14 protein-coding genes are annotated in these 21,515 nt (G+C 70.0%); 9 read left to right on the top strand and 5 right to left on the bottom strand.

What is annotated here, in order from left to right; all coding sequences use genetic code 11:
- Positions 1–930 carry a bifunctional riboflavin kinase/FAD synthetase gene (locus BM333_RS12730; RefSeq protein ID WP_092312293.1) on the top strand — a complete coding sequence of 310 codons (930 nt, stop codon included), beginning with the start codon at positions 1–3 and terminating at the stop codon, positions 928–930.
- On the opposite strand, the gene BM333_RS12725 is transcribed toward BM333_RS12730, so the two are convergent.
- Positions 923–1,453, bottom strand: coding sequence for a DUF3828 domain-containing protein (locus tag BM333_RS12725; protein ID WP_092312290.1), 531 nt, complete (start codon positions 1,451–1,453; stop codon positions 923–925). The two genes, BM333_RS12730 and BM333_RS12725, sit on opposite strands and share 8 nt — an antisense overlap.
- Positions 1,454–1,727: 274 nt before the next feature.
- Between BM333_RS12725 and ileS the strand changes: the two genes are divergently transcribed.
- Positions 1,728–4,625 carry an isoleucine--tRNA ligase gene (gene ileS, locus BM333_RS12720; RefSeq protein WP_092312287.1) on the top strand — a complete coding sequence of 966 codons (2,898 nt, stop codon included), beginning with the start codon at positions 1,728–1,730 and terminating at the stop codon, positions 4,623–4,625.
- A 3-nt stretch (positions 4,626–4,628) separates the two neighbouring features.
- Here ileS and BM333_RS12715 read toward each other — a convergent pair whose 3' ends face one another.
- From BM333_RS12715 to BM333_RS12705, 3 genes are all read right to left on the bottom strand, one after another.
- Entirely contained in the window at positions 4,629–6,272 is a 1,644-nt protein-coding gene (locus BM333_RS12715) for a M56 family metallopeptidase (protein ID WP_092312284.1), read from the bottom strand.
- Positions 6,272–6,613, bottom strand: a complete 342-nt coding sequence (locus BM333_RS12710) for a BlaI/MecI/CopY family transcriptional regulator (protein WP_245777270.1) — start codon at positions 6,611–6,613, stop codon at positions 6,272–6,274. Before BM333_RS12710 ends, BM333_RS12715 begins: the two co-directional genes overlap by 1 nt.
- Before the next feature lie 300 nt (positions 6,614–6,913).
- The gene (locus BM333_RS12705) at positions 6,914–7,792 is read right to left on the bottom strand and encodes an SDR family NAD(P)-dependent oxidoreductase (protein WP_092312278.1); all 879 of its coding nucleotides are present in this window, start codon (positions 7,790–7,792) and stop codon (positions 6,914–6,916) included.
- Positions 7,793–7,958: 166 nt separating this feature from the next.
- Here BM333_RS12705 and BM333_RS12700 point away from each other — a divergent pair, with 166 nt between their 5' ends.
- The 6 genes from BM333_RS12700 (at position 7,959) to BM333_RS12675 (ending at position 17,321) form a co-directional block, all read left to right on the top strand.
- Positions 7,959–10,133, top strand: a complete 2,175-nt coding sequence (locus BM333_RS12700) for a TonB-dependent receptor (protein ID WP_092312275.1) — start codon at positions 7,959–7,961, stop codon at positions 10,131–10,133.
- Between the two features lie 68 nt (positions 10,134–10,201).
- Entirely contained in the window at positions 10,202–11,776 is a 1,575-nt protein-coding gene (locus BM333_RS12695; RefSeq protein ID WP_245777269.1) for a long-chain-fatty-acid--CoA ligase, read from the top strand.
- Between the two features lie 4 nt (positions 11,777–11,780).
- Positions 11,781–13,037: a serine hydrolase domain-containing protein gene (locus tag BM333_RS12690; protein WP_092312272.1), complete on the top strand. Its 1,257-nt coding sequence runs from the start codon at positions 11,781–11,783 to the stop codon at positions 13,035–13,037.
- Entirely contained in the window at positions 13,034–14,215 is a 1,182-nt protein-coding gene (bktB, locus tag BM333_RS12685; protein WP_092312269.1) for a beta-ketothiolase BktB, read from the top strand. The genes BM333_RS12690 and bktB overlap by 4 nt, the downstream gene beginning before the upstream one ends.
- A gap of 143 nt (positions 14,216–14,358) precedes the next feature.
- The gene (locus tag BM333_RS12680; protein ID WP_425425132.1) at positions 14,359–15,672 is read left to right on the top strand and encodes a spinster family MFS transporter; all 1,314 of its coding nucleotides are present in this window, start codon (positions 14,359–14,361) and stop codon (positions 15,670–15,672) included.
- Positions 15,669–17,321 (top strand): carboxylesterase/lipase family protein, encoded by a 1,653-nt coding sequence (locus BM333_RS12675; RefSeq protein WP_092312264.1) that lies wholly within the window; start codon positions 15,669–15,671, stop codon positions 17,319–17,321. Before BM333_RS12680 ends, BM333_RS12675 begins: the two co-directional genes overlap by 4 nt.
- A 3-nt stretch (positions 17,322–17,324) precedes the next feature.
- On the opposite strand, the gene BM333_RS12670 is transcribed toward BM333_RS12675, so the two are convergent.
- Positions 17,325–18,047, bottom strand: a complete 723-nt coding sequence (locus BM333_RS12670; protein ID WP_092312261.1) for a TetR/AcrR family transcriptional regulator — start codon at positions 18,045–18,047, stop codon at positions 17,325–17,327.
- Positions 18,048–18,218: 171 nt separating this feature from the next.
- Between BM333_RS12670 and BM333_RS12665 the strand changes: the two genes are divergently transcribed.
- A complete protein-coding gene (locus BM333_RS12665; RefSeq protein WP_092312259.1) occupies positions 18,219–21,287 on the top strand; it encodes a TonB-dependent receptor domain-containing protein in 3,069 nt (1,022 codons plus the stop codon).
- Positions 21,288–21,515 lie beyond the last annotated feature (228 nt).

The following is a 21,515-nucleotide window of genomic DNA, read 5'->3' as shown; positions in this document are numbered from 1 at the left end:
GTGATCGAGGTCGTCCTCGACTGGCGCAACCTGCCGCCGGAGCTGAAGGGCGCCGCCGTGGCCATCGGCGCCTTCGACGGCGTCCACCGCGGCCACCAGGCCGTCATCGCGGAGGCGGCGCGCGCCGCCCGTGCGCTTTCGGCGCCTCTGGCCGTGGTCAGCTTCGATCCCCACCCGCGCCGCTGGTTCCAGCCCGCCGCCGCCCCCTTCCGCCTGATGACCCCGGCGCAGATGGCCCGGTCGCTGGCCCCGCTCGGCGTCGAGCGCCTCTACCTCCTGCCCTTCGACGGCGAAATGGCCGCCATGTCCGACGAGACCTTCGCCCGCGCCGTTCTCGCGGACGGCCTCGGCGTCCGTCACGCCGCCGTCGGCTTCGACTTCACCTTCGGCAAGGGCCGCACTGGCTCGCCCGAAGCCCTGCGCCGCTACGGGGCCGATCTCGGCTTCACCGTCTCGGTCGCCGACCGGGTCGACGACGCGGGCGGCCTCAAGCTGTCCTCCTCGGCGGTGCGCGAGGCGCTGCACGCCGGCGACATGGCCCGCGCGACCGCCATCCTCGGCCGCCCCTTCGCCATCGAGGGCGAGGTCGTCCACGGCGACAAGCGCGGCCGCACCATCGGCGTGCCGACCGCCAACGTGCCGCTCGGCGATTACATGCGCCCGGCCTTCGGCATCTACGCGGTGCGCGTCCGCCTGCCCGACGGCCGCCGGTTCGACGGCGTCGCCAGCCTCGGCGTCCGGCCGATGTTCCGCACCGACGAACCCCTGCTTGAGGTCTGGCTCTTCGACTTCTCCGGCGAACTCTACGGCCAGACGGTCGAGACCGAACTGGTCGCCTTCCTCCGCCCCGAGATGAACTTCGACGATCTCGATGCCCTCAGGGCGCAGATCGACCGGGACGCCGCCGATGCCCGCGCCGTGCTCAGCTGATCGCGGCCATCAGGGTCTCGGTGAGCGGCGGCCGCCCCGGCACGAGAAAGTCGGAGATGCGCCACATCGGCCCCTCCTTGACCAGCTTCAGCGTCTGCCGGTGCGTCTCGCCGCTGTTGACGAAGACCACATCCGCCTCGGCCTCGGTCGCCGAGCTCTCGCGCACCACCACCGACTCCAGCCGGAATCCCTCGCCGTCCTGGCAGTCGCAGATCGGGTTCCAGTTCAGGGTGGGAACATCGTCCCCCGCCCGGCGGAAGTCCTCCCCGACCATGGCGTTCAACATCCGCCCGTAGATCGGCTCCTGTCCCGGCTTGGGCGGCTCGCCCATCGCCCCGGCGGCGTGGGCCGCATAGACGGCGCGAACGAATGCCTCCGGCCCGACCCGCGCCGCTTCGTAGATGGCGTCCCGGCCCGGCGGCAGGGCGGCCGGCGCGTCGGCGGGCTCGGCGACCTCGCTTTCCGGCGACGAACAGGCCGCCATGGCGGCGCAGGCGGCGGCGATCAGGGCGTAACGGCGCATGCGAGGATCCTCCCGGGGCCGACTATCCGGCCCCGCTCCACCGCTGACAAGGCGGCGCTTTCCGGTGGCGCGCCCCGTCCCGCCTCTGCTAGACCGGCCGCACCATGGACGTCCGCCTGTTTCGCCCGATTTCGATTAGCCGCCCGGCGTAGCGCCGCAGGGCTCGCAGCCCCGCGCTCGCCGGGCCCCGCTCAAGCAGCGAGCCGCCGCTTGGCGAGCGATAGCGGAGCGAAAAATCCAGGCGGAACGAACCCGAACGACGAAACGAGACTTCATGGCTGACGCCGGCGACAACTCCCCTACTGGCCGCGACTACCGCGACACCGTCTTCCTGCCGGAGACGCCCTTCCCCATGCGCGGCGGCCTGCCCCAGAAGGAGCCGCTGATCCTCGAGCAATGGGGCGACCTCTATGCGACGCTCCGCAAGCAGCGCCAGGCCGAGGGCGCGCCCCTCTATGTGCTCCACGACGGCCCGCCCTACGCCAACGGCGACATCCACATCGGTCACGCCCTGAACAAGACGCTGAAGGACTTCGTGGTCCGCAGCCGCTTCCTGCTCGGTCACGACGTCGACTACGTCCCCGGCTGGGACTGCCACGGCCTGCCGATCGAGTGGAAGATCGAGGAGCAGTTCCGGGCCAGGGGCCGCCGCAAGGACGAGGTCTCCAAGGCCGAGTTCCGCCAGGCCTGCCGCGAATACGCCGCCGGCTGGATCGACGTGCAGCGCGAGCAGTTCAAGCGCCTCGGGATCACCGGCGACTGGGCCAACCGCTACGCCACCATGGACTTCCCGACCGAGGCGGCCATCGTCGCCGAGTTCCACAAGTTCAAGAACTCGGGCCAGCTGTACCGCGGCTCCAAGCCAGTGATGTGGTCGCCGGTCGAGCGCACCGCCCTGGCCGACGCCGAGATCGAGTACCACGACCACGTCAGCCCTACGGTCTGGGTGAAGTTCCCGGTCGTCGCCGCCACCGACGACCATCCGGACGACCTGCTGTCCTTCCGCACCGGCACCCCGTCGGTGGTGATCTGGACCACCACGCCGTGGACCATCCCCGCCAACCGCGCCATCAGCTACGGCCCCGACATCGCCTACGGCCTCTACGAGGTCGCGGCCATGGAGGAAGGGCTGGAGTTCGAGCCTTGGGCGAAGCCCGGCGACCGGCTGATCCTCGCCGACAAGCTGGCGGAAGAGGTCTTCAAGGCCGCGAAGATCGCGCGCTGGACCCGCGTCGGCGACATCAGCCCCTCGGGGCTGGAGTGCGCCCACCCGCTGGCGCCGCTGTCCTCGGGCTACGGCTTCTCGGTGCCCCTGCTGGCCGGCGACCACGTCACCGACGACGCGGGGACCGGCTTCGTCCACACCGCGCCCGGCCATGGCGCCGACGACTTCGAGGTGTGGAAGGCCCACGGCCACCACGAGGTGCCCGACACCGTCGATCCCGACGGCGCCTACTATCCGCACGTGCCCCTCTTCGCCGGCCTCAAGGTGCTTGAGACCGAGGGCAAGAAGACCGGCAGGTTCGGTCCAGCCAACCCGGCGGTGATCGACAAGCTGATCGAGGCCGGCGCCCTGCTGGCCCGCGGCCGGCTGGAGCATTCCTATCCGCACTCGTGGCGCTCCAAGGCTCCGGTGATCTTCCGCAACACGCCGCAGTGGTTCATCCGCATGGACAAGCCGCTGGAGGACGACGGCACGCTGCGCGAGCGCGCGCTTGCGGCCATCGACTCCACCGCCTTCCACCCGGCCGCGGGCAAGAACCGCATCCGCTCCATGGTCGAGGGGCGGCCGGACTGGCTGATCAGCCGCCAGCGCGCCTGGGGCACCCCGCTCGCCATGTACGTGGACAAGGAGACCGGCCAGCCCCTGCACGACCCCGAGGTCGACGCCCGCATCGTGGCGGCCATCGCCGAGGGCGGCGCCGACGCCTGGTTCACCCGCCCGGACGCCGACTTCCTCGGCCAGCACGACCCGGACCGCTACGAGAAGGTCGAGGACATCCTCGACGTCTGGTTCGACTCCGGCTGCACCCACGCCTTCACCCTCGAAGGGCGCGCTGACACCCGTTGGCCGGCCGATCTCTATCTCGAGGGCTCGGATCAGCACCGCGGCTGGTTCCAGTCCAATCTGCTGGAAGGCTGCGGCACGCGCGGCCGCGCCCCCTACGAGGCGGTCCTGACCCACGGCTTCACCCTCGACGAGAACGGGGAGAAGATGTCGAAGTCAAAGGGCAACACCACCGACCCGGCGACCGTCATCAAGGAGTCCGGCGCCGACATCCTCCGCCTCTGGGTGGCGCTGGTGGACTACGCCGAGGATCAGCGGATCGGGAAGCAGATCCTGCAGACCACCGTCGACGCCTACCGCAAGCTCAGAAACACCGCTCGCTATCTCCTTGGCGCCCTCGCCGGCTTCGACGAGGCCGAGCGCCTGCCCTACGACCGCATGCCGCCGCTGGAGAAGTTCATCCTCCACCGGCTGTGGGAGCTCGATCGCGACGTCCGCCTCGCCTACGAGAGCTACCGCTTCCAGGACGTGATCCGCCCGGTGCTGGAGTTCTGCTCGAACGACCTGTCGGCGCTCTATTTCGATATCCGCAAGGACAGCCTCTACTGCGACCGGCCTGACGCCGATCGCCGCCGCGCCGCCCGCACGGTGATGGACGAGGTCTTCCTCCGCCTGACCGCCTGGCTCGCCCCGCTGGTCCCCTTCACCATGGAGGAGGCCTGGACCACCCGCTTCCCCGACGCCGGAACCAACTGCGCCCGCGTCATCCCCGAGACGCCGGGCGAATGGCGCAACCGGGCCGAAGCCGAACGCTGGGCGGGGGTGCAGACCGTGCTGGAGATCGTCAACGAAGCCCTCGAAGCCGCCCGGCGCGACAAGCGCATCGGCGGCGCGCTGGACGCCTGGCCGGTGGTCGCCGGTCCCGCCGACGCCTTCGCCCCCTTCGACGGCCTCGACGCGGCCGAGGTGTTCCGCACCTCGGGCGCCGAACTGGTCGCCGGCGGCGACGCCGTCACGGTCGAGGTCCGCCTCGCCGACCATCCGAAATGCGCCCGCTCATGGCGGCGCGTGCCGGACGTCGGCTCGGATCCGGACTATCCGGACCTGAGCGCCCGCGACGCCGACGCCGTCCGCTGGATGGACGCCGCCCGCGCCGCGGGCTGAACCTCAGCCGATCCCTTCGGCTTCCTCGCGGAGCCGGCGGGCCTGGGCCTCCAGCTCGTCGGCCTTCTGCGGCAGATCACGGGAGAGCTCCAGCAGCTCGGCGTCCGTCGGAACCCGGTCTCCGCGTTCGCGGGCGCGCTCGATCTGCCGGGCGCGATAGGCCGGATCGCGCAGGCGACGCCCCTCCTCCCGCATCTCGTCCGCGCCGCGATCCATTTCATCCGCGCCCTGACGCATCTCGACACGGGCGCGGGCCATGGCCTGGCGGACCTCGCCCCGGGCGGCGGCGGCCTGGACGCGGGCCTCGGCGGCCGCGGCGCGGGCCTCTGAGGTGGCGGCCCGGGCCTGCTCCATGGCGGCGGCGTGGTGGACCCGCGCCTCGGACCGGGCGCGAGCCCCTTCGGCCCGGGCGGCGCGGGCCTGTTCCCTCGCCTCGGCGGCCTGGGCGCGGGCCCCGGCAGCCTGTTCAAGGGCCTGTTCATAGGCGCGGCGGGTCTCCGGATCCATGTCCTCGACCGAGCGGTAGACCCGGGTCCGGCCTCCGTCGGTGATGGTGATCTGCGACCCGGCCTCGAGGCGCGGCGGCGCAGGCGGCGCCGGGGGCGCCGGCATGGCGAGGCGCGAAGGCGGGGCCGGCGGAGCCGGCGGGACCGGCGGCGCGGGCTGAGCCGCCGGCGGCGCCGGCGGACGCGGCGCCAGTTCGATGGCGGCGATCGGAGTGGCCACGGCGACGAGGCCGGCGATCGTCAGGGCGGCGACCAAGGGCCGCGTGGGGGAAGCGGGACGGGTCTTCATGATGCAGGCGATCCTTCTTGCGAGCGTGGAGGCCGGCCCGGCCATGGCCAGGGCGGCGGGAGCCCCCCCGTCGGCCGCGAGGCTGACGAGGGTGCGGGCGTAAGCGACGGGTTCCACCTCCGCCAAGGCGGCGGCGTCCGCGGCCTCCTCCGTGCGGGCGGCGAGCCGGGCGTCCAGGATCCAGACGAGCGGGTTAAACCAGAACAGGGCCAGCGCCAGCCGCGACAGCGCCAGGAACAGCCAGTCTCGGTTCCGCACGTGAGCCAGTTCGTGAGCGAGGACGGCGGCGGCGGTTTCGGGTCGTGTGTGGCAGACGGGATCGATGAGAACGACCCCGGGCGGCAGGCCCCAGCTCAGGGGCGCGGGCGCGGCCGGCGAAACCAGCAGACGCGGCGGGCGAGGTCCCCCGAGCCGCGCGAGTGTGGCGGTCCACGCCGACCCGGTCGCCGGCCGGGCCATGCGGGTCCAGCGGCGCAGCGTCCATACGCCGACGGCGAAGCGCCCGACAACGAGGAGGGCGCCGCCCGCCCAGAGCCACACGGCCAGGACGACCGGCGACGGCGGCAGAACGGCCGCGCTGACCGCGACGCCCGCGACCGGGCCCACGTCGCCGGCCCAGATCGGTACAGGCGCGGGCGCCGGCGCCCCGCCGACGGGCAGCAGGGGCAAGGCCACGGAGGGCGCGAAGGCCAGGATCGCGGGCAGGAAGAGCAGCAGGCAGACGCCGGCTCTCAGAACGGCGACCGCCTCGCCTGGCGACCGTCGGTGCGACAGTCCTGCAAGGGCGAGCGCCGATCCCGCGATCAGGGCTGAGCGGACCAGGATATCCAGAACCAGGAAGGCTGCGTCCATCACTGTCCAGACTCCCGGGCCTGGTCGATGACTCGCTGCAGCGCCTCGATCTCCTCCGGATCCAGTCGCTGCGGAAGGCCGAGGAGAGCCGTTGCGGCGGAAACGGCGGAGCCGGCGAAGAAGGTGTCGACGAGGCGCCTCAGGGCGCCGGTTGCGATTGTCTCCGGGCGGGGTGCGGGCGCATAGACGATGCCCGACCCGTCGTTGCGGCGCCGGACGAGGCTCTTGGCCTCCAGCCGGGCCAACAGGGTTCTCACCGCGGAGTCGCTGAGCGGATCCGCAAGAGCCTGACGCACAGCGGCGGCGCCGCCCTCGCCGAGCCGGCACAGGACCTCGAACACCTCTCGCTCCCGCCTCGGCAATCCTTCGACCATGACCCGTCTCGCTACATTCGTAGCGCTACGTTTGTAGCGAATGCGGGCCGAATTGGGGCGGTCTCGTGAACTCTCGGTAAGGGGCCAGGGGGCGCCGACGCGGGAAAAGCACAAAGCCTCGCTGACGAAGCCAGGCGGGGCTTTCAGGCTTTCGGCGCGGGAGCGGGAGCCCGCACTGACCCATGTGGAATGACCGGAATTGGGACGTGGCGAGAAACCCGACGTTTTCCTGAAGCCGTCGGAGCCAGCGGGCCGGTCCGCCCGGCTTCAGGCGACCCGATCGGAATGCCTGACCTCGTGGTGGTACTGGGCCGAGCCCGATTCGGGCACCTGTTCCCCGCTCCGGTTGCCGATCCGGCTCCACTGGGCGGCGATCTGCTCGGCGGCGTCGGTGCGGTCGCCGAAGTAGACGCCCTGGGTCATGGTGATGTGGGCCTGCTCGAAGGCTCCGGCGCCGGCGAGCAGGATCGTTCGCGTCGGCGCGCTTTCGTCCGCCAGGGCCACGACCCCCGGGCTGACCAGATCGGTGGACAGACCGCGCAGATCCTCCGGCGAGTAGAGTTTCTCGGTCATCTGCGTGGCCGCGCTCGGAGCGAGGCAGTTGACGTGGATGCCGTACTTGCGGCCTTCAAGCGCGAGGGTCTGCATCAGGCCGACCAGCCCCATCTTGGCCGCGGCGTAGTTCGACTGGCCGAAGTTGCCGTACAGGCCGGAGGAGGAGGTGGTGAAGATCACCCGACCATAACCCTGCCGGCGCATGTGCGGCCAGGCCGCCTTCGTGGCGATGACCGAGCCCATAAGATGAACCGCGAACACCGCCTCGAAGTCCTCGATCTCGAGGTTGGCGAAGGTGCGGTCGCGCAGGATGCCGGCGTTGTTGACGAGGATGTCGAGGGAGCCCCAACGGCCCGCCGCGTCCTCGATCATCGCGGCCACCGCCTCGCGGTCGGTGACGCTGCAGGCGCACGTCTGCGCCTCGCCGCCGGCCTGGACGATCTCTTCCGTCACCGCGCGCGCGGCGCTCTCGCCGAGGTCGTTGACGACCACCCTCGCCCCGTAACGCGCCAGTGCGAGCGCGTGGCTCCGGCCCAAGCCGCCGCCGGCGCCCGTGACCACGGCCACCCGTCCGCGCAGATCGATCGCCATTGACGCCACCCTCCCATGCTGCAGCGCGGCGAACCTGCCGCCCGGCCGTCGTCGCGTCAATGTTCATTCAGCACTTAGTTAGCATTGACAGGCAGCCGTCCGAGGTGGAAGCAAGGGGGGCAGACGGCGTCACCGAGAACGCCGCGCACTCACGAGGGAGGGATTCATGAGCCGCAGGCTCTATTGGGCCGCGTCCGCCGCGGCGCTGCTGTGGGCGCAGGCGGCTTCGGCCCAGGAAGCGCCGGGCTCCATCGCGGAACCGGATCAGAACGAGACCGCGGTCCTCGGCGAGGTGGTCGTGACCGCCGAGCGGCGCTCGACCAGCCTGCAGACAACCGCCGTCGCCGCCACGGTGCTGACCGGCGAAGACCTGCAGAACAAGGGCGTCACCTCGCTGGACCAGCTGCAGTTCGCGGCCCCGTCGACGACGGTGCAGAACTTCGGCCAGGGCAACTTCTTCAACGTCCGCGGCATTGGCAAGTCGGAAGCCACAACGGCCATCGGGGTGGGCGTGATCACCTACCGGGACGGCGTGGCGGCTTTTCCGGGCTATTTCCAGACCGAACCCTACTACGACATCGGCAGCCTCGAGGTTCTGCGCGGTCCGCAGGGAACCTTCGCCGGAGCCAACGCCACCGGCGGCGCCGTCTTCCTGAACTCGCGCAATCCCGACTTCTCGGGCGTCAACGGCTACCTAGCCGGCCAGCTCGGCAACTACGACCAGTTCAAGGCCCAGGGCGCGGTGAACCTGCCGCTCGGCGATACGCTTGCGGCCCGCTTCGCCTTCAATCACGAGACCCGCGGCAGCTTCCACGACATCACCGGCCCCTACACGGGAAATCCGGGCGAGGTGGATTCCACCAGCCTGCGGGCCAGCGTCCTGTGGACGCCAACCGACGCGCTGCGCGTGTTGTGGAAGACGGACCTTAACGACATCGACCTCGGCGGCTATCCGTCCGACCCGGCCCTGGCGACGAACGATCCGTTCGAGATCACCAGCAACGGTCCGAACCGGGCCCATGACACTTTCGTGCGGTCGTCGCTGAACGTCAGCTATGCCTTCGACAACGGCGTGACGCTGCGCTCGATCACCGGCTACCAGGACGGCGTCAGCCTGTTCTCGACCGACCTGGACGGCGCCAGCCTGCTGAACAACACCTTCGCCGACCGGTTCGAGGAGACCATCTGGTCGCAGGAATTCAACCTGCTGTCGCCGGAAAACCAGCGCCTGGGCTGGCTGGTCGGGCTGTACTACCAGCACGATGACGCCCGCTTTCCGGTGGCGAGCTTCCCCTACGGCGAGTACCTCATCGGCTTCCCGGAAGGGGTGCTGGACATCTCGCTGTTCGGGGATACGCCCAAGGAGACAGCCGCAGTCTTCGGGCAGGTCAGCTACGATATCAGCGACCGGCTGCAGGTCCAGCTGGGCGCACGCTACGCCCACTCCACCTCGACCAACGACGAGGTCTACACCACCTATCCGCAGTTCGGCATCGTCCTGCTGCAGGACGAGTCTGTCGAGGACGAGAAGGTCACCGGCAAGCTGACGCTGAACTGGAAGCTGGACGACGACAACTTCGTCTACGGCTTCGTCGCTACCGGCCACAAGATGGGCGGTCTGAACGCGCCGAACCTGTACCGTCCGCCCCGGTCGTTCGGGCCGGAGGACCTCGTCGACTACGAGCTGGGCTGGAAGTCGACGCTGCTCGGCGGGCGGCTGCGTACCCAACTGGGCGCCTATTACACGGTGTACCAGGACTTCCAGGTCAACATCGGCGATCCCGAGTACCCGCAGATCGCCTCGATCATGAACGTCGGCGGCGATACGATCCTGATGGGTCTCGAGGCCTCCGCCCAGGCGGTGTTCGGCCCCTGGGCCATGGACGTCGCGGCCTCGCTGTCCAGTTCCGAACTGGGCGACTTCTACGCCGCCGACCCGCGCGTGGGCCGCACCGCTCTGTGCGACGCCGAGACCGGCCCGGCCAGCCCCAACTGCTCCAACCTGGCCGGCAACAGCCAGAGCTACGCGCCGGAGTTCACCTTCAACATCGGGGTGCAGCGCACCTTCGATCTCGGCGGCGGGGCGACCCTGACGCCGCGGGTCGACTACGCTCACATCGGCGAGGCGTGGACCTCGATCTTCGCCAACGAGGCGCTGGGCGACCGGCTGGAGGCGCGCAACATCGTCAACGCGCTGGTGACTTACGCCCGGGACGACTGGCGGCTGTCGGCCTTCTCCACCAACCTGACCGACCAGACCTACATCGCGGCGATCAACGCCGGCCTGCGCTACGCCGGCCCACCGCGTCAGTACGGACTGATCCTCACCCGCCTCTTCTAGTCGTAACCGCCTGGAGCGGCGGCCTTCGTCGCCCCGGATTTCCCGCACGGGATTGATCGTATCTCAGGATGACCACCTCAGACTTCCGGCCCATGCAGGACTACGCCTTGACCGTGGACCGCTTTCTGGAACACGGCGCGCGCTGGCGGCCGACCGCGCGGGTCGTCACGGCGGAGAGCAAGGACGACCGGCGGACGACCTATGCGGAGCTGCGCGAGCGGGCCAACCGCCTGTCGGGCGCGCTGCTCGACCAGGGACTGCGCCAGGGGGACCGGGTCGCCACCCTGGCCTGGAACACGCAGCACCATCTCGAGATCTGGTACGGGGCCATGGGGGCGGGGTTGGTGTGCCATACGCTCAATCCCCGCCTGACCCTCCAGCACCTGACGGCCATGGTCCTCGAGGCAGGCGACCGCTGGCTGGCAGTGGGCGCGGGCCTGGCCGACCTCGGTCGCGCGCTGATGGCCGCCTGCCCCTGTCTCGAGGCCCTTGTGCTGCTCGACGACCAGCCGGCGGATGGCGCAGCGCTCGGCTACGAGGACTTCCTCGCGGCTCACGGCCGGCCGGCCGTTTGGGGCCAGTTCGACGAGACCGCCCTTGCCGGCCTGTGCTTCACCTCCGGCACCACGGGCGCCCCCAAGGGCGTGGCCTACACCCACCGCTCCAACTACCTGCACACGGTCCGCAGCCTGCAGGCCGACGCCATGGCCCTGACGGCGAAGGACTCGGTGCTGGTGGCGGTGCCGATGTTCCACGCCAACGCCTGGGGGCTGCCGTTCGCCGCTCCGGCCGTGGGCGCCGACATGGTGCTGCCAGGCCGCGACCTGGACGGCCGCAACCTGGCCCGGCTGATCAACGCCCATAAGGTGACCCTCGCGGTCGGGGTGCCGACGGTGTGGCTCGGCCTGCTCGACCATCTCGACGCCACGGGGGAGGACACCCCGAGCCTGCGGCGGGTGATGATCGGCGGCTCCAGCTGTCCCGACAGCCTGATCCGCCGCATGGAGACCCGGCTCGGCGTCACGGTTCAGACCAGCTGGGGCATGACCGAGCTGTCGCCGCTCGGCGTCGTCTCGCCGCCGACGGATCAGCCGGGCGCCGCCATCGGGGCCGGCCGGCCGCCGCTGGGGCTGGACCTGCGCCTCGTGGACGAGACCGGCGAGGTGTTGCCAGAGCAGCGCAACCGCGTCGGCCGCCTGCGGGTCCGCGGCCACAGCGTCACGCGCCAGTACTTCGGCGCCTCCGAGCCGGCCGTGGACTCCGACGGCTGGTTCGATACCGGCGACCTGGCGCTCATCGACGACGACGGCGCCCTGCACCTCGCCGGCCGCACCAAGGACCTGATCAAGTCAGGCGGCGAATGGATCAATCCGGTGGAGATCGAGGAGATCGTCGGGGCCGAGCCCGGCGTCGGCCTTGTCGCCGTCATCGGACGCAGCCATCCCAGGTGGGGCGAGCGGCCGGTCATGGTGGTCGAGCCGGCCCAGGGGCAGGCCGTGGACGCGACGCAATTGCGCGACAGGCTGAAGGGCCGCGTCGCCGACTGGTGGATGCCCGACGAGATCATCCCGGTCGAGACCATGCCGCTGGCCGCGACCGGCAAGATCGACAAGGCCGCCCTCCGCGCAACCTACGGCGGCTGAACCGATGACGCGCCTCCCCGCATACGACCGGCCGGAGGAAGGGGGATTCGATTCCGGACGCCTGCAGCGCCTGCGCGACCATATGGCCGGGATGGTGGAGCAGGGCCGGATCGCCGGCGGCTCCACCCTGCTGATGCGGCGCGGACGGATCGTCCGCTTCGACACCTTCGGCGGCCGCCGGCTGGGCGATCCGGAGCCGCTGCCGCGCGACGCCCTGTTCCGAATCTATTCGATGACCAAGCCGGTCACCAGCGTCGCCGCCATGATCCTGTTCGAGGAGGGACGCTGGACCCTCGATGATCCGATCACCCGCTACCTGCCCGAGTTCTCGGACCTGAAGGTCTGCGTCGACTTCAACGCCGGCGGCGACATGCGCCTGGAAGACACTGCGCGTCCGCCGACCATGCGCGAGCTGATGAGCCACACAGCAGGGCTCGGCTACGGCCTGTTCGACCATCATCCGGTGGAGCGGGCCTACAAGGCGGACGGTGTCCTGACCGCCAGCAGCCTCGATGAACTGGCCCGCCGCGCCGCGGCCATCCCGCTGATGTTCCGGCCCGGCGAGGAGTGGTTCTACTCGGTCGCGACCGACCTGCTGGGTCTGGTGGTGGAACGGATCAGCGGCCAGCGCTTCGGCGACTTTCTGCACGAGCGCATCTTCGAGCCGCTGGGGATGCGGGACACCGGCTTTCAGGTCCGGGCCGAGGACCTGCCGCGCGCCTGCGTCCTTTACGCCGACGACGGCGCCGGCGGACTTCGGCCGGCGACCGATACCTTCGGCGTGCCGGTGCACGACCTGTCGCGGCCACCGCCGATCGAGGGCGGCGGCGGCGGGCTGATCTCGACGGCGGTCGACTACGCCCGCTTCTGCCAGATGATCCTCGACGGCGGCGCGCTGGACGGCGTCCGCATCCTGGCGCCGGCGACCGTACGGCTGATGGCGAGCAACATGATCCCCGAGCCGGTTCTGGCCCGTTCGCATCCGCTGCGGCTGCTGCCGTTCAACCCCGCCTTCGGCTTCGGCCTCGGCTTTTCAGTCATGCATGACCCCGCGCGAATGGGGTCTCTGGAGGGTCGGGGAACCCTCGCCTGGGGCGGCGGCGGCGGCACCTGGTTCTGGATCGACCCCGAACACGACATCGTCTTCGTCGGCATGATCCAGCGAGTGGCCGATCCCGTCAGCGACGAATTCCGTCGCAAGGCCCGCGTCTTCACCTATCAGGCCCTGACCGACGCCGGGCCTTTCGAGGAGCTCTCGTGACCGACATCTTCATCGTTTCCGGCGTCCGAACCGCGGTCGGGACCTTCGGCGGTTCGCTGAAGGACTCGCCGCCGGCCGATCTGGCGGCGACGGTGACCCGGGAGGCCATCGCCCGCTCGGGGCTGGAGGCGGAGGCCGTCGGCCATGTGGTGTTCGGCCAGGTGATCCAGACCGAGCCGCGCGACTGCTACCTGTCGCGGTGGGCCGCCGTCACGGCCGGCTGTCGCGTCGAGACGCCGGCCATGAACGTCAACCGACTGTGCGGGTCGGGCCTGCAGGCGGTGGTCACTGCCGCGCAGATGCTGAAGCTGGGCGAGGCGGAGGTCGCGGTCGCCGGCGGCGCCGAGGTGATGAGCCGGGCGCCGTACCTGGTCCCCGGCGCCCGCTTCGGGCTGAAGATGGGCGACGCCGCCATGGTCGACGCCCTGACCGGCGCCCTGACTGATCCGTTCAACTGCTACCACATGGGTATGACCGCCGAGAACGTGGCCGAGGCGCACGGCGTCGATCGCGCGGCCCAGGACGACGTCGCCTTCGAGAGCCACCGCCGCGCCGCCGCCGCCTGTCGCGGCGGCCGCTTCGTCGACCAGATCGTCCCCGTCGAGGTGCGCACCAGGGGGCGGACCGTCGCCTTCGATCGCGACGAGCACATCCGCCACGATGCGCGCCGCGAAGATTTCGACAGCCTGAAGCCGGTGTTTCGTCGCGACGGCGGCACGGTCACCGCCGGCAACGCCTCGGGCATCAACGACGGCGCCGCCGCCCTCGTTCTGGCCACGGGGACGGCGGCGACGCGCGCAGGGCTGACGCCGCTGGCTCGCATCGTCAGCTGGGGCCATGCCGGCGTGGATCCGGCCCACATGGGCATGGGTCCCGTGCCGGCCACGCGGCAGGCCCTGGAGCGGGCCGGTCTGGCCGTCGCCGACCTCGACGTGATCGAGTCCAACGAAGCTTTCGCCGCCCAGGCCTGCGCCGTGGCGCGGGCGCTGGATTTCGATCCCGCCCGCGTGAACCCCAACGGCAGCGGCATCTCGATCGGCCACCCCGTCGGCGCCACGGGCGCGATCAACACGGTGAAGGCAGTGCACGAACTGCGCCGCAGCGGCGGCCGCTACGCCCTGGTGACGATGTGCATCGGCGGCGGACAGGGCATCGCCGCCGTGCTCGAACGCGCGTGAATGCTCACGCGCGTGAGAGTGAAGATTGACGGCAGGGCGACTTGCTGATCTCGTGCCGGAACCACGCCATAAACCAACAACAACCGGGAGGACGATGTGGTGATTTCCAAGGGAGCGCGACCGGCGCTCCGGAGGCCGGTCGCGTGACCGACGCTCCCCTCCCCGCCGCCCCCGCCGCCCCTGTGCAATCTCGTCCCGTCGGTCCTCGCGCCTGGACGGCGCTCGGGATGCTGTGGTTCATCTACGTCCTGAACTTCCTCGACCGGCAGCTGCTGTCGATCCTGGCCAAGCCGATCCAGGACGGACTCAACGTCACCGACGGCCAGCTGGGGCTGGTCGGCGGGCTGTACTTCGCCTTCTTCTATTGCTTCATCGCCATCCCGGTCGGCTGGCTGGCCGACCGGACCAACCGCATCGCCATCCTCTCGGCGGCTTGCGCCATCTGGAGCGCGGCGACCGCCGCCTGCGGCCTGGCGCGGAACTTCGGCGAGTTCGCTGTGGCGCGGATGACCGTCGGCTTCGGCGAGGCGGGCGGGGTGCCGCCGTCCTATGCCATCATATCCGACTATTTTCCGACCGGGCGGCGCGGCATGGCGCTGGGCATATACAACCTTGGACCACCCGTCGGGGCGGCGCTGGGCATCGCCTTCGGGGCCTCGGTGGCGGCGGCCTTCAGCTGGCGCGACGCCTTCGTCATCATCGGCGTGATCGGCATCGTGGCCGCCGTCGCCCTGCTGTTCATCGTCAAGGAGCCGAGACGCGGCGGCCTGGACGCCTCCGGCGCCGTGATCGCGGCTCCCGAAAAGGCCCGTTTCCTTGAGACGCTGAAGATGTTCGTCAGCCGGCCGGCGCTGATGCTTGCGTCCCTGGGCAGCGGAGCCACCCAGTTCATCACCTACGGCCTCGGCAATTTCGCCACCCTGTTCCTGATGCGCGAGAAGGGCATGACGCTGGAGGACGTGGCCCTCTGGTACGCACTGGTGGTGCTGTTCGGCATGGGGGGCGGCATTTTCGTCTCGGGCTGGGCGATCGACCGCTTCACCCGCATCAGCAAGAAGGCCTACGCCCTGATCCCGGCGGCATCCCTTGCGCTGGCCATTCCCTTCTACCTGCTGTTCGTATGGGCCCCGGGCTGGCAGCTGGCGCTCGTCTTCCTGCTGTTCCCGACCTTCCTGAACTATTTCTACCTGTCGTCCTCGGTGGCGCTGGTGCAGGAAGAGGTGAAGCCGAACCAGCGGGTCATGTCGGGCGCCCTGCTGCTGCTGATCATGAACTTCATCGGCCTGGGCCTGGGCCCGACCTATGTGGGCGCGGCCAGCGACTACTTCCGCGCGGACTTCCCGGAAAACTCGCTGCAGATCGCGCTGTACACCATCACCCCCTTCTATGTGCTGGCCATCGGCCTGTTCCTTTGGCTGGCGCGGGTGCTGGGACGCGAGGAAAGGAGCGCCGGATGAGACGCGTGTGGGTCGGCGCGGCGGCGATGCTCGGGTCGCTGCTGCTCAGCGCCGGAGCGACGGCGGACGGGCCCGTGGCGCGCCCTCCGGCCGGCGCCGTGCAGGGCGTACAGGTGGGCGAGGTGACGGCCTTCAAGGGCATCCCCTACGCAGCCCCGCCGACCGGCGAGAACCGCTGGCGCGCCCCGCGGCCGGTCGAGCCGTGGGACGGCCTGCGCGACGCCTTCGACTTCGGTCCGGCCTGCATCCAGCCGACGCCGCGCGTGCGTCATCTCTATTCGAACGACCTCGGCGCCACGAGCGAGGACTGTCTGACGCTGAACATCTGGAGCCCCACCGGGGCCCGGGCGGCGCCGGTTTTCGTATGGATCCACGGCGGCGCCCTGACCGGCGGCTCCAGCCGCGAACCGATGTACGACGGACGCCGGCTGGCCGAGCGGGGCGTGATCGTGGTCTCGATCAACTATCGGCTCGGCGCCTTGGGCTATCTGGCCCATCCGGCGCTGAGCGCGGAGTCGGACCGGGGCGTCTCGGGCAACTACGGCCTGCAGGACCAGATCGCCGCCCTGCGCTGGGTACGCGACAATATCGTGGCCTTCGGCGGCGACGCGGACAACGTCACCATCGCCGGGGAATCGGCCGGGGCGCTCAGCGTCATGTATCTGATGGCCTCCCCCGATGCGCGCGGCCTGTTTCACAAGGCGGTGGCGCAGAGCGCCTACATGATCTCCATGCCCGAGCTGCGCCGTCCGGCGCACGGCATGCCCGCAGCCGAGGCGGCGGGGCAAGCGGTCGCCGCCGCCCTCGGCGCCGCCGATCTGGCCGCCCTGCGCTCGCTCGACGCCCAGGCGCTGACCGACGGCGCGGCGGGCGCCGGCTTCGGGCCGTCGGGCGTGGTCGACGGCGTCTATCTGACCGACCAGCTGCCCGCGGTTTTCGAGCGTGGCGAACAGGCGCCGGCGCCGATCCTGGCCGGCTTCAACAGCGGCGAGATCCGCTCACTCCGCGTGCTGGCGCCGCCGAAGCCCGCCGACGCGGCCGAATACGAACGGCTGATCCGCGAGCGCTACAATGATCTCGCCGACGAGTTCCTGCGCCTGTATCCGGCCTCGGATCTGGACGCGAGCAGCTTGGCCGCCGCCCGCGACGCCCTCTACGGGTGGACCACCGAGCGACTGGCGCGCAGCCAGATGGCCCTGGGCCAGCCGGCCTGGGTCTATCTGTGGGATCACGGCTATCCGGCGGCGGACGACGCCGGCCTGCACGCCTTTCACGCCAGCGAACTGCCCTACGTGTTCGGCACGCCGGACCGCACCCCGCCCCTGTGGCCGCGCGTGCCCGACACGGCGGCCGAGCTGGGCCTGTCGCGGACCATGCTCGACTACTGGTCCACGTTCGCCCGCGACGGTCGCCCGGCCAGTCCTCGCGGCCCGGAATGGCCGGCCTTCCGCGAGGGGCGCGCCTATATGCGCTTCGCCGAAACGCCGCGTCCGGAGGCGGGGCTCATGCCGGGCATGTTCATCCTGCACGAGCGCGCGGTTTGCCGCCGCCGGGTCAGCGGCGACATGGCGTGGAACTGGAACGTCGGCACGGCCTCGCCGGTGCTGCCGGGGCCGAACCTCGCCTGCGACCGGCCGGACGCGCGCTGAGGGTCAGCGCTTCAGGGCCATGAACCCCGCCGCCATGAAGCGCGCCATGCGCTTCTTGATGGCGGGGAAGTCGTCCGAGTGGCAGACGCCGCCCGACAGCCGGTCGATGCGGCCGGTGCGTCCGAGGGTGTTCATCAGCGCGCCCGAGACGAAGTGGTAGCCCCAGAAGATGTCCTCTTCCGAATAGTCGGGCAGGGCGCGCTTGAGGATCTGCAGCAGCTTCAGCACCACCGGGTCGAAGTGCTGGTCCATCAGGGCCGCGCCCTCAGGCGTGTTGCTGACTCGGGCGCAGAAGGCGGCGTAGTTCATCCACGGCTCGCCACCCTGGTAGTAAAGGTCCAGGTCGGTGTCGAGGAAGGCGTGCAGCGCGCCTTCCACGGTGGGGTTGTCGCCGGCTTCGGCCTCGTACTGCTCCAGCGCCACCATCCGCCGACCGCTTGTCACACCCGCGCGCCGGGCGAAGACGGCCTCGAACAGATTGGTTTTGTCCTTGAAGTAGTAGTGCAGCAGCGTGGTGTGGATGCCGACGCGCTGGGCCACGTCACGAAGGGTGACGCCGTCCAGACCGCGCTTGGAGAACAGGTATTCGGCGGCGTCGAGGATCTGCTCGAGGCTCTGGGCCCGCTGCTCCGCCTTCGTGCGGGGACGCGCCTTGCCCCTTGTGCGCGAAGTGCGCTTGGCCTGGTCCGGCTTCGGCGTCGCCTGGTCCTCCTCAACCCCTGCCAACTGTCGATCTCCCGCCGTCGCGACCATGTCTCGCGCAGGCCTAAACCGTGGTCGCCGCGCTTTCCAGTGTCACGACGGCAAGCCGATGTAATTGCGTTTGACGAACCCGGATGAATGGGCAATCCTCACTCTAGAATGAATGAGTATGAAGCTCATCGTCGGGAGGATGCCATGAGGAAGCTTGCGCTCTCCAGCGCGTCTGGAGTCGTGATTTTCGCCGCCGCCTGTCTGGGCGCAGCTTCGCCGGCTGCGGCGCAGCAGACGCCTTCACCCGGGCCGGAGGAGGCCCAGGATGAGTCGCAGGCCCGGCTGGACGACATCGTCGTCACCGGCTCGAACATCCGCGGGACTCCCGAGGACGCCGCCCTGCCGGTCGAGGTCTACACCCGGGAAGACATGGAGGCGCAGGGGTCGCCGACCGCGCTGGAGTTCGCCAAGAACCTGACCGTGTCGGGCCCGACCACCGGCGAATCCTACTACTTCGGCGGCCCCACGCTCGTCGGGTCGGTCAACTTCAATCTGCGCGGGCTCGGCGCGGACAAGACCCTGGTCCTTCTCAATGGCCGGCGGATGAACATCAACACGGGAAATGTCCCTTTCATCGCCCTGGCGAGGACGGAGTTGCTCAAGGACGGCGCGGCCGTGATTTACGGCGCCGACGCCACCGGCGGCGTGGTCAACTTCATCACCCGATCCCGCTTCAACGGCCTCGAGGCCCAGGCCCAGTACAAGTACATTGACGGGTCGGACGGCGACTATTCGCTGGGCCTGCTGGGAGGGTTTGGCGAAGACCGGGTCAACTTCCTCTGGTCGCTCGAGTACGAGCACCGCTCCCGTCTGAGCACGCTTGAGCGGGACTTCACCTACGACTCAATCGAGGTGGGCCCCGGCTACAACCCCGCGCCCTGGTCGACGCTGACCAATCTGGCCGGGTGGGTGCCGCGCGGGCCGCTGCCGGCTGTTCCGAGCGCAACCGACGCGGGGGAGTGGGGGCCGGCGCTTGGTCTGGTGTCGGACTTCACGCCCGACAGCTGTGCGGCGGTAGGCGGGCGTTACGACAACGCCTTCACCTGCGCCTACAACTACATCCCGTACTACCGGTTGGTGGAGGACCAGGACACCTGGCGCGTCTACGCTCAGATGAACGCCGAGGTCACTCCGGACATCGATTTCCATGCCGAGGCGTCTTATGCCGACATCACCTTGCCACAGGTGATGGGCTCTCCCGCGCAGCCGCTGGTCAACGGACCCGCCCTTGCGACTGGCGCGCTCTACCAGCTCTACGTCCCGATCACGAACCCTTACGCGGCCTCGTTCGCCGCTCGCAACGGAATCGCCGGGGCCTCGGGGTTCACCCCGATCACCTATCGTCTGATGGGACACGGGGGGAATCCCTTCTACTCGAACGGAGACGGACAAGGGGTCTCCGACCGGATCGAGAACCAGATCTTCCGGGCGTCGGCAGGATTGAACGGCCGCCTTGGCGACTGGGCCGGGCCGGCCCGCGACGTCGGCTTCGACTTCGCCGTCACCTACAACTACGCCCGCAACTACAACACCCACCCCGACACCATCGGTTACCGGCTGCAGCAGGCGCTGAACGGCTTCGGCGGTCCGAACTGCAACGTCCAGGACCTTGATCCGGCGCGCTTCGGCACGCAAAACCCGGCCTTGGCCGGGGTCGGCGACTGCCACTGGTGGAACCCCTTCTCCACCGCCTTCGCGGAGCAGCCGATGCTCGGCCTGGCGAACCCGAACCATATCCCGGCGGAGGAGAATTCGGAGGAGGTCGCGGACTGGCTGTTCGACCCGCGCGCCACGGAAACCCTGTCGCACGACGTGACGGTCGACCTGGTGTTCGACGGGACGGCGTCCGTGGGGCTTCCCGGCGGCGACCTCGGCTGGGCCTTTGGCGGCCAGTGGCGGCACTTCGAGACGCGCGAGGTGGTCCCGAGCCCGCTGTTCAACGGCGCACTCCCCTGCGAGTGGCCGTCGAACTTCACCAGCGCCAACGGCCCCGGCTCGCCGAACCTGCCGGCGATCCCGCTGCCCACGACGGATCCGAACTTCCGCGGCTGCACGCCCAACGCCCCGGGCCCGTTCGTGCTGTTCGCCACCAATCCGCCTGACAGCGCCGACCGCGAGCAATACTCCATCTTCGGCGAGCTGCAGATCCCGGTGCTCGACAACCTCGACATCCAGCTCGCGGCGCGACGCGAGGAGTTCTCCGGCGGCCTCGGCGCCACCGTCTACAAGATCGCCGGCCGCTGGAACGTGTGGGGCCCGCTGTCGCTGCGCGGCTCCTACGGCACCAACTACCAGTCGCCCCCGGTGGGCGTGCTGCCGGGCCAGATCACCATCGCGGCGCGCACCTACACGGTCGCGGCCGGAAACTGGCTGGCGGCGCAGTTCATCACTGACGACAACCTTGAGCCCGAAACCGCCCGCACCTCCAACCTCGGCCTGATCTGGGACAGCCGCGGCTTCCGGGACGACCATCGCTTCCGCTTCATCCTCGACTATTTCGACATCGAAACCGAAGACCAGATCGGCCAGATCGCCGACCCCAACCAGATCGCCAGCCTGGTGTTCAACGGCCCCGGCGGGACCATCACCACCTGCGATCCCGCCGCCCAGCCGCTGCTCAACCGCATCACCTTCAACAGCGGCTGCGCCGTGGGAATGAGCGGAATCGGTAGCTTCTCCATGGTCACCACCCTGTTCGGCAATGGTCCGGGCCAGACAACCAAGGGGTTCGATCTGCAGACCAGCTACGCCATGCCCTTGGGCCGCGGGGACTTCTCGGCCGAGCTGACGGCGACCCGGGTCACCGAGCTGAAGACCGGGCCGACGGAGCTGGACGGCGTCACCGTCTCCACCGGCGACGATCGTCTGGGCTATCTGAACTTCGCCACCTTCGGGCAGGCGGCGCCGGAGTGGCGGGCCAACCTCGGCCTCAACTACAGCCTGGACCGCCACCGCGTCCGGGTCGGCGTCAACTATGTCTCCGCCGTCGAGGATGAGCGGCCCGGTGTGCAGTACGGCGAAACAGGCGAGGACTGGATCACCACCGACGTGACCTACCGCCTCGAACTGGGCGCCGACACGGTCCTGACCGCCACCGTCGCCAACCTGTTCGATCGCGATCCGCCGCCGGCGCAGGAGGAGTTCGGCTACGACCCGTGGACGGCCAACCCGCTGGGGCGGACCTTCGAGATCGGCATCCGCAAGTCCTTCTGACCCCTGTCTCCTGAACCTCGGGCGGGCGGCTCCGGCCGCCCGCCCCCTTCTTTCTCGAGGCCCGCCCTGCTCGCTCCTTCCTTCCCCGCTGTCATCGCCGCCCTGGCGCTCAGCGTAGCCGCGACGTCGGTCGCGCACGCGACCTCGCCGGAAGCCGGACCGGACTACGCCGACGGCCGAGTCTGGCTGTGCCGCCCCGACCTGCCGGGAGACGCCTGCGACGTCGAC

Source organism: Brevundimonas viscosa (assembly GCF_900116065.1).
Taxonomy (GTDB): Bacteria; Pseudomonadota; Alphaproteobacteria; order Caulobacterales; family Caulobacteraceae; genus Brevundimonas; species Brevundimonas viscosa.
The sequence above is the reverse complement of the archived record's forward strand: the minus strand, read 5'-3'. Positions and strand labels throughout refer to the sequence as shown.

Bases quoted from the DNA above. Each gene is read 5' to 3' on its own strand.
- BM333_RS12705 (WP_092312278.1), bottom strand. From the start codon at position 7,792: ATGGCGATCGATCTGCGCGGACGGGTGGCCGTGGTCACGGGCGCCGGC.
- BM333_RS12700 (WP_092312275.1), top strand. From the start codon at position 7,959: ATGAGCCGCAGGCTCTATTGGGCCGCGTCCGCCGCGGCGCTGCTGTGG.
- ileS (WP_092312287.1), top strand. From the start codon at position 1,728: ATGGCTGACGCCGGCGACAACTCCCCTACTGGCCGCGACTACCGCGAC.
- BM333_RS12715 (WP_092312284.1), bottom strand. From the start codon at position 6,272: ATGGACGCAGCCTTCCTGGTTCTGGATATCCTGGTCCGCTCAGCCCTG.
- BM333_RS12675 (WP_092312264.1), top strand. From the start codon at position 15,669: ATGAGACGCGTGTGGGTCGGCGCGGCGGCGATGCTCGGGTCGCTGCTG.
- BM333_RS12665 (WP_092312259.1), top strand. From the start codon at position 18,219: ATGAGGAAGCTTGCGCTCTCCAGCGCGTCTGGAGTCGTGATTTTCGCC.
- BM333_RS12725 (WP_092312290.1), bottom strand. From the start codon at position 1,453: ATGCGCCGTTACGCCCTGATCGCCGCCGCCTGCGCCGCCATGGCGGCC.
- BM333_RS12695 (WP_245777269.1), top strand. From the start codon at position 10,202: ATGACCACCTCAGACTTCCGGCCCATGCAGGACTACGCCTTGACCGTG.
- BM333_RS12690 (WP_092312272.1), top strand. From the start codon at position 11,781: ATGACGCGCCTCCCCGCATACGACCGGCCGGAGGAAGGGGGATTCGAT.